Consider the following 7,786-nt stretch of genomic DNA (forward strand, 5'->3'; position numbering starts at 1 on the left):
GGACGCGGATGCTGTTCAGCCATGCCCAGAAAACCCTGTCATGGGACGCGTTTGCTTTTGCTGAAACCCTGCTGACCCAGCCTGTCATGGTTGTAGTGGGAGAAAAGGTCGGCGCGTTCGGAGCCTATCGCGATGGCACGGAAATTTATGGCCGCGCCACCGCGTCAAAAGACCGGCAGATCGTTTCGCTGGAAAACAGCTCGCATTATGATCTGTATGACAAACCGGAAGCTGTTGATCCGGCGCTGGAGAAACTGGTGCCTTTCTTAAAGGCGCACCTTGGAAACAGTGCTTCAGCATAAGAACTAAGGTTTGTCCGCTTTCATCGTCGCCTGCGTTGTGAGCGGACATTCCGTTTTCCCCCCTAACCAGCCTGTTGGCTCAGCAGAAACAGAGCCGACAGGCTGTAGTCGCCCTCATCTCAGACACCCAAGCGGTTATGACGGTTGTCCGAAAGCCGACATTGTCAGGCGAACCTCAATAGACTGTCTTTGGGACGAAGCCGTCATTCCGAAACGGCTCGCTGAACGGCGGTTCTTGCCACCAGCGGACGTTCGCGCACCTGGCCCGTGATGATCCGCTTCCGAAGAACGTCAGCCTTCCCGCTGTAGGCGGGATGCCTCAGTCCCGGTCATCACGGCCCGATCGGCGCTTCCCAGAAGCGGACATCTGTTCATGTTGCTTGGCGGCGCTTTCGGGGAGCGCGGACGACAGGAGCAAGACAAAGTCGATTGCGAGATGTTCGCCTACGGTTTTTCAGCTTTCCGCCGCCCATTCATCTCGAATACGGCTGACCGGCTTATCACCGGAGTGAGCCGATCCAGCTCTGCCCATTGTGATCAGTTTATCGCGGCCGGCAGATCACCAAAAAGGCCCAGCAAGCGCGCCCGCGTTGCCGCATCTTCAGCCAGTAATTTACGGACGGCGGCTTCATAAAGCTTCAGGCTCTTTAGGTTTAGAGCGGTAACAATCGCTCCTAGCGCAGGCGTCTCCCTAATTGGGTAACGCGCCATGATTGCAGTTATGTTATTGGCCGCGATTAAAGCTTGAAGGTTGGCAAGCTCTGTCTGATACATAGTTTGCGCGTCGACCGTGATGTTCACCGAGGCGCCTGCTTTAATTTTCTTCCAGTCGGGCCTGCCAAGGCTGATTTGATCCTTTACGCTCTGTTCTGTCATTCTGGCTGCCATACGCTCTGCGTGTTCACTAACCGCGTGAAGCGCGCTGGCAACCGCGGCATCCGTCATTGCCTGAGGATCGCCTTCTACTACTGTGCATTGCCGTTCGGCGATTTGCCGTACGATTGTAGGATCATAATACAGACCCTCGACCGAATAAACTTGTAGCGCAAATACACCCTTAGCTCGGAGTTCAGCCTTTTTCGCTGCATCGAGCTGATCCTGATCAACAATACCAAACGCCTGCACCCAAGCGAGGCTCTGCGCATCGCGAAGGCTGATTACCGCATGTTCTACATCGCCACAACTTTCTCGGGGAAACACTGATACACCCGGGAAGAGAATTTCGTAGAGCGGCTGATCCAGACTGGCAGATGTGCCTTCCACAAACAGCATTTTGCGTCGTGCGCCAATCAGAGCCTCCTTTGTGCTGTCGTCGACTTCGATGCCGGGCTCCAGAACGTCCAAGTCCCAGCGCTGTATGTCGTCACCAACAGCCTGGGAGTCGCGTACCAATACCGTCCGCGCTTGGTGGCAGTTAATTGGCAAGCTAAGTTCGTGTGTTGATACTACAAAACTACAATCAGACTTCTCTGAAAATAGTTGAAGCAGAAGAGGCGTAACAATTGAAATATGAAGGTGCCGCTCTGGTTCATCAATTATAATGAGTGACCCAGGTTTGGCGGTGAGGACCGCACCGGCTACCAGTAATGCGGCTCTTTCACCATCGGATAAGGCGGCAATGCTATATTGTGCGCCGCCCCTTTTGCTTGCCACCACTGACCCGTCATCCTTGATGATCAGCTTTATGGGGATGCCAGCACCGGCAAGAAGAAGATTGATCTTCTCTAAGGGAGGTAACGTTGTGGCAAGTTTCGCCGCTCCTGAAGGATCGCCCTCAAGATGCTTCGCGTGTATCTTACGCGATAAGCTATTCGATCCTTCTATTAAATCAGCTAAAATCAGACCAGCTCGTATATTGGCCTTCCACTCCAGCCAGCGTGCAGAAGGCTGGCTGTCCTGCCCTTTGGCTATATTTTCGTTCTGAATCTTATCCTTCGGCGAGAATGGGATCGAATTGCTCTCCATTGTGTTTTGCCGGTGCGCAGATATGCGAACAGCGGTCGCAGCGTTAGCTCTATAAAGAGCTGACATGAGCCCGGATTTGCCCGCCCCATTCGGACCCACGACAAACAGAGGAGTATCTTTGCTGACCGGCAAGACGATGGGCTGGTTCGCTATCGACTGAACCGTTGTCGCGTAGATTGGTTCAACTGCAACGTTCGGATTTACCATATGCATTTCCATCTCCCGTATGTCGGTTAAAGTAGCCACGAGGGAGGAAAGCCACAAGCGATCTGGATGCAACCAAACGCCATTGAGCGATCAGTGAATGAAGGGCCGCTTGAGTGACTTCAGGCCCTCAAAGAAGCCAGTCCGCTTTCCCGCCTAACCAGCCTGTTGGCTCAGCAGAAACAGAGCCGACAGGCTGTAGTCGCCTTCATAATGGAAATTATTGTCGGTTTTTCCTCATTCTGAAAGCGGACATATCCTACCCTGCTTAAACGGGGGCTTGGACTGATGTGCCCTTGATCGCGCAATAAGGTGTTTTACGATCTGTGGCCGATATGACGCTTTTTCTGGCCAAAAGCGTTCTGTTGGCCAGAGGGCTAAATCAATATCATGAAGCATCGTGAAAGGAAGGTCGCAATGCGGACTGATATTGAGTTTCTATCTGAGGGAAGAACGCTCCGTGGCTGGCTTTATCGCCCAGAAGGAGAGAAGGGTGGATATCCGGCTATCGTCATGGCGCATGGTCTTTCCGGAGTTAAGGAGCAATATCTCGATCGTTATGCCGAAGTTTTCGTCTCGGCGGGGTTTGGGGTGATTCTATATGATCATGTCAATTTCGGAGCGAGCGATGGCGTCCCCAGGCAGGAAGCCGATCCTGTGCTTCAGAGGCGGGGTTACCGTGACGCCATTAGCTTTGCCCAGACGGTTTCATGGATTGATCCGCAACGGATCGGCCTGTGGGGCACAAGTTACAGTGGCGGCCATGTCTTGGAAGTTGCGGCTCTCGACCGCCGGGTGCGATGCGTGGTGAGTCAGGTACCTACAGTCAGTGGATATCGCTCTTCTCAGCGGCGTGTCCGTTCTGATCTTGTACCGTCACTTCTCTCCGGTTTTGCCGCTGACCGTGCCGCACGGTTCCAGGGCAAAACCCCTGCGGTGTTTCCGGCAGTCTCCGACCGGCCAGACGTTGCGTGCGCCATGGGCGGAGCAGACGCGTATGCTTTCTTCACCGGAACCCGGAGTTTCGCACCGACATGGCGGAATGAACTGACCCTTCGCAGTGCCGAACTGGCGCGTGAGAATGAGCCAGGTATCCATATCGCTCGAATCAGTCCCACCCCTCTGCTGATGATCGTGGCCGATCAGGACATCCTGACGGCAACGGATATCTGCCTCGAAGGCTACCAGTCGGCATTGCCGCCCAAAAAGCTGCACATGATCCACGGGGGACATTTCGACCCTTATGTGCGGTGCTTTGAAGAGACCAGCCAGGCCGCCCGGGACTGGTTCACTGAACATCTAATCGATGATGCCATACGTTGATGATTCTAAATCCACTGACATTCGGGCGCTTGCGAGGGATTACGTGGATGGCGAGAGTGTCGGTGAACACTGCCACAAAGACGGTCAGTTCATTCATGCGACTGCGGGCGTCATGGAGATCCGTACCCCGATGCGTCTGTGGCTTGTGCCTCCGCAACGCGGTTTGTGGATACCGCCTTGCACCCCGCATGCTTTGAGGGCGCGGGGCAAGGTTACCCTTCGGACAGTTTATATTGCAGCCAGTAAGGTAACATCCTGCCTCGGTGAACAGCCGGGTGGGTTCATGGTCTCAGCATTCCTGCGTGAAATCATTCTGAAGAGTCTCTCGCAGGACGTAATTGAAAATCATCCACGGTTTCATCGGCTCGCTGGAGTGCTCCTGGACGAACTCAGCCATCTGACGCCAGATCGTTTGTCTCTGGCGATGCCTGTTGATAAACGCCTTGCGCTGGCGTGTGCTGAAATTCTCTCAACTCTCGGTATCAATCCGGGGATGGGAGCTCTATCGAAACAAGCTGGAGCTTCCATCAGAACCCTTACCCGCCTGGCTCAGAAGGAATTTGGCTGTTCTCTTTCGATATGGCGGCAACAGGCGCTCGTTCTGACAGCTGTCCCAAAGCTCATTGCTGGCGAACCGGTGGCTTCAATAGCTGACACATTAGGGTATGAGACGCCAAGTGCGTTTGCAGCCATGTTCAGGCGGATCATGGGGGTTACTCCCGGGAATTATCGCTAGCACTTTTCTGGTAGACGAATACCCGTGTCCACAAAGGCAATAGCGAAGATTTCTTCATCCAAATTTATGGCTGCTTACATCTTCCTGTAACTCGAAAACAGACATTCCGCTCCCCCCCATGCCTATCCGCTCAGCGATGTAGGAGCAAGACAGGCGACAGTCGCTCTCTTGTCGGACGCAAGAACGCCGCTGCCAATCCCGGAACGGTTCACAACCTCCATCTGCGCCGCAGTTTCATTCGTCTTCATGACATGTATCGCTCGTTGCGAGTTAGTTTTGAGATAGGCTCCGAAAGATGCGAGCAATACTTCACGTATGGTTCATAATTTTCTTAATTTTTTCAAATATAAATCTGGATAAATTTTCTCCAAAAATATCACTGTGACCATTAATAATATCGCCACCACATTTCGCATTTATAAACGGAGTTTCTCGGAATCCGGGAATTATATCCAGTATTACATTGCTAGTTCCAGATTTATCCTTTTTCAATAGCATATTGTGTGTCAACAGGAGCTTCGAATGCCCAATAGTCGTATTCAGACCCTGTCTTTGATCAGCATCGCTAAATCCCTCTGTGAAAATATTCCATCCCTTTCCAATACGAAACGCTATCTTCGTCGCCAAGTCTTTTGACGAAGTTATGCTGAGAAAAACGGTTCTATGATTGGAAATATCTTCGTCTCTATATTTTATAGCCTGATGGATAGGTAGATATTGATTTGCTGAGAAGGCAGGATTTAAAAGTATAATCATATCCGCCGTACTTAATGAACAACGTTCGTCGACAGCTGCTTCCATTAGAGCTTGCGCTTGACAAGTAAAAAGCATAAACGCCCCAAAACTATGGCCTATATGAATCAAAACAGGCCTATCTTTTGATAATGTATCGTCGATATTAATCGATTGTTCTATAGTGTTTCGCTCATGCCATTTTTTTATTTCCTCATTTTTATAAGCTGCAAGATGAGCGTGCAGTTCTCGGAGGTTGCCTTGTGCGACGATACCAACCCGATGGCTTCGGCCCCAAAATGTTAGTAAGGATAGAAAACCAGGATAAGTTAGTCCTTGCCAAGCAAAGAAAACACATAGAACAGGACGCGGATTTTGGGGATTTCTTATCTTTTCTTCTTGAACAATATTTTTAAATATATCATGAAATTTTCCTAGGTTATTACTTTCCCTCTTGATTTTTTGAGCATTTTGCCTCCATCCGTGATTAAATGTTACAATTATTCCACGCGGATTTTTTTTTAGCCATTTAATTGGCTCATCAATATACTTTCTCTCAAAGACAATCCCTTGCTCATTTAATTCAACTATCGCAAACGCGTTAGGTGTACCCGCAACATACTGCAAAGGCTCGCCATGGTAGTGTTGATAGGAGAGAAAAAAATTTCTCAGTATAATAGGAGGAGTTCTCGCTTTCGCAGGATCAAGGCCAAGATTATCGTAAATACATCTTTCTATAAGGCCAACTGAAAGAGAAATGAGTGCTAATACAACAGAAAGTGGTGTTACTCGCAGATTGGATACCGTAAAGCCATACATTGTTTTTAAATTGCACCAGAAAGAATGATTTTTCATATTATAAAGAGTTGAGATATCCGTAGTCTGAAAAAGGAAATAGGATGTGATCATGGCAATGCATAAAGAAATAACAACACCAGTAATATAAGCCGCAATTGGTCTAAATCGTAAATAAATAAATGGCCAAATAGACCAAAATATCATCAATGAAAATGCACCTAACGGGATCGGATATGGAAAAGCAAGTATTAATGAAAAAAGAGACGCAAATATAAAAAATGTTAACATATATTCTAACTTTCTTGGTTGCGCGTTTATTTTTTAATTAAAAGAGCAAAACGGTCAACCCGGCGCTTTCCTAGACTGAGGAACACCAGTTGTGTTATGCGCTAAATATATTATCCCATTCCGAATAGTTTGCGACGAAAAGCGGACCGACGGGTTTCCCCGCATTGCAGTCACTCAGCGACTCGTTGACTGTTTGTAGGCACCGATCTGTTTGGGAGAAAGCAAGTATCTGCTGAGTGATGATGATTGGTCTCGAGCGCAGCATGAGACAAATCAGGACAAGTATTTCTCTGGAACGCCAATTATATGCGTTAAAACAGAAACAGAGAAATACTCTCCAAAATACAAGATGATCAGAAACACGTATTCCTCTGAGGAACCACCATTTCTGACCACCTGAATTTACACTGGTTACTGTTTAGACCACCAGCGTTCATGGGCATTTCGCTGTGTTATCCAGCCCCCTTTCTTTAACGTAGCGTTCAACATGCGAAGTTCCATTGTTCCTGGCGGCCAGGGGCGTCCCAGAAAGTCTTCCACGATCCGTCTTGACGTCACGTGCCCCTCATTCATAGCAACCCATTTTTCAAAAACATCAAAATCGAAATCCAGACTCTCTCCTTCAGAAGATAAAGTCAGCACATTTTCCCCACCGCCGCCAAACAATAATCTGCAGACTGCGTCCTCAGAAGATATTCCCGGATTGACGACAGTATTACTTCCCGGCGCTCTGAGTTCACGCTCCGCCGAGACAAAGCAGCGCGATATTACTGCTCTATTTTTTCCAGACAAGAAATCATTCGGAATATATGTCTCCCAATCACGATTTCCTATCCTGTACCACTCCCGATCAATCGGATTTCTTATTTCCATTTTACCATCGTCTACTGATATTCTCTGATTTTCATACGCCCAGCGACTTATGGCCTGCGTTGAATAATCCTCAAAAGGAGGCCGCTCTCCCTCATAAGATGGATCCATCCGAGCACTATGCTCGATTTCTTTCCATGCCTCCTCAACCGTCAGAGAACCTCTGACCATAGCCGGATAAATTTTCGACAAAACATCGGGACTGACTTCCTGCCACTCGCAGAGCAGGATGTTCCACATCTCGATCCGTCCCTCTGGGGAAGCAATCCGTGTGTGATCACACAGCCAAGCCAGCCGCTGACGACCGGAATAGTACGTTGTCTTATTGTTCATAGTGATTGTCCTTTGTTGTTTGTTGGGGTGTAAAACAACAAAGGCAGGCAGGTGGCCCTGTAGGCCACGGCATGGCGCGGACGCGCACTGTCGCCAGACCCTCTTTCGAGGGTCGGAACATGCGTAAGCGACTGATAAGACGCAGCAACATCTGCGTCAGCAGTCGATGATGAGTGAATTATGATGGAAGTGGTTGCGGGGACAGGATTTGAACCTGTGACCTTCAGGTTATGAG

General features: G+C 49.3%; 7 protein-coding genes and 1 pseudogene. 3 read left to right on the forward strand and 5 right to left on the reverse strand.

The genetic code is table 11. The annotated features are described in order from the left end of the window. A pseudogene (locus ABF824_RS14750) lies at positions 1-302 on the forward strand (alpha/beta hydrolase); the annotation flags it as partial. Between the two features lie 537 nt (positions 303-839). Here ABF824_RS14750 and ABF824_RS14755 read toward each other — a convergent pair. After that, positions 840-2,474, reverse strand: a complete 1,635-nt coding sequence (locus ABF824_RS14755; protein WP_415489763.1) for an AAA family ATPase — start codon at positions 2,472-2,474, stop codon at positions 840-842. Positions 2,475-2,888: 414 nt separating this feature from the next. Between ABF824_RS14755 and ABF824_RS14760 the strand changes: the two genes are divergently transcribed. Together ABF824_RS14760 and ABF824_RS14765 are read left to right on the forward strand one after the other, a co-directional pair. Continuing rightward, positions 2,889-3,794 carry an alpha/beta hydrolase gene (locus ABF824_RS14760; protein WP_211500657.1) on the forward strand — a complete coding sequence of 302 codons (906 nt, stop codon included), beginning with the start codon at positions 2,889-2,891 and terminating at the stop codon, positions 3,792-3,794. Beyond that, positions 3,778-4,530 (forward strand): AraC family transcriptional regulator, encoded by a 753-nt coding sequence (locus ABF824_RS14765; RefSeq protein ID WP_415489764.1) that lies wholly within the window; start codon positions 3,778-3,780, stop codon positions 4,528-4,530. Before ABF824_RS14760 ends, ABF824_RS14765 begins: the two co-directional genes overlap by 17 nt. A 122-nt stretch (positions 4,531-4,652) precedes the next feature. Here ABF824_RS14765 and ABF824_RS14770 read toward each other — a convergent pair whose 3' ends face one another. The 4 genes from ABF824_RS14770 to ABF824_RS14785 all read right to left on the reverse strand — a co-directional run. Beyond that, complete coding sequence (locus tag ABF824_RS14770) at positions 4,653-4,778, reverse strand: hypothetical protein (RefSeq protein WP_415489765.1); 126 nt, start codon at positions 4,776-4,778, stop codon at positions 4,653-4,655. Between the two features lie 61 nt (positions 4,779-4,839). Continuing rightward, the gene (locus tag ABF824_RS14775; protein ID WP_415489766.1) at positions 4,840-6,348 is read right to left on the reverse strand and encodes a hypothetical protein; all 1,509 of its coding nucleotides are present in this window, start codon (positions 6,346-6,348) and stop codon (positions 4,840-4,842) included. 411 nt (positions 6,349-6,759) lie between these two features. Further along, positions 6,760-7,551 (reverse strand): hypothetical protein, encoded by a 792-nt coding sequence (locus ABF824_RS14780; RefSeq protein ID WP_415489767.1) that lies wholly within the window; start codon positions 7,549-7,551, stop codon positions 6,760-6,762. Then, positions 7,548-7,786 (reverse strand): hypothetical protein (locus tag ABF824_RS14785; protein WP_415489768.1); only part of this gene is annotated, 239 nt, incomplete at its 5' end. The genes ABF824_RS14780 and ABF824_RS14785, both read right to left, overlap by 4 nt.

Origin of the sequence: Acetobacter sp. (genome assembly GCF_047721705.1) — a bacterium.
In the GTDB taxonomy this organism is placed as follows: domain Bacteria; phylum Pseudomonadota; class Alphaproteobacteria; order Acetobacterales; family Acetobacteraceae; genus Acetobacter.

Bases quoted from the DNA above. Each gene is read 5' to 3' on its own strand.
- ABF824_RS14755 (WP_415489763.1), bottom strand. From the start codon at position 2,474: ATGGTAAATCCGAACGTTGCAGTTGAACCAATCTACGCGACAACGGTT.
- ABF824_RS14760 (WP_211500657.1), top strand. From the start codon at position 2,889: ATGCGGACTGATATTGAGTTTCTATCTGAGGGAAGAACGCTCCGTGGC.
- ABF824_RS14765 (WP_415489764.1), top strand. From the start codon at position 3,778: ATGATGCCATACGTTGATGATTCTAAATCCACTGACATTCGGGCGCTT.
- ABF824_RS14770 (WP_415489765.1), bottom strand. From the start codon at position 4,778: ATGAAGACGAATGAAACTGCGGCGCAGATGGAGGTTGTGAACCGTTCC.
- ABF824_RS14775 (WP_415489766.1), bottom strand. From the start codon at position 6,348: ATGTTAACATTTTTTATATTTGCGTCTCTTTTTTCATTAATACTTGCT.
- ABF824_RS14780 (WP_415489767.1), bottom strand. From the start codon at position 7,551: ATGAACAATAAGACAACGTACTATTCCGGTCGTCAGCGGCTGGCTTGG.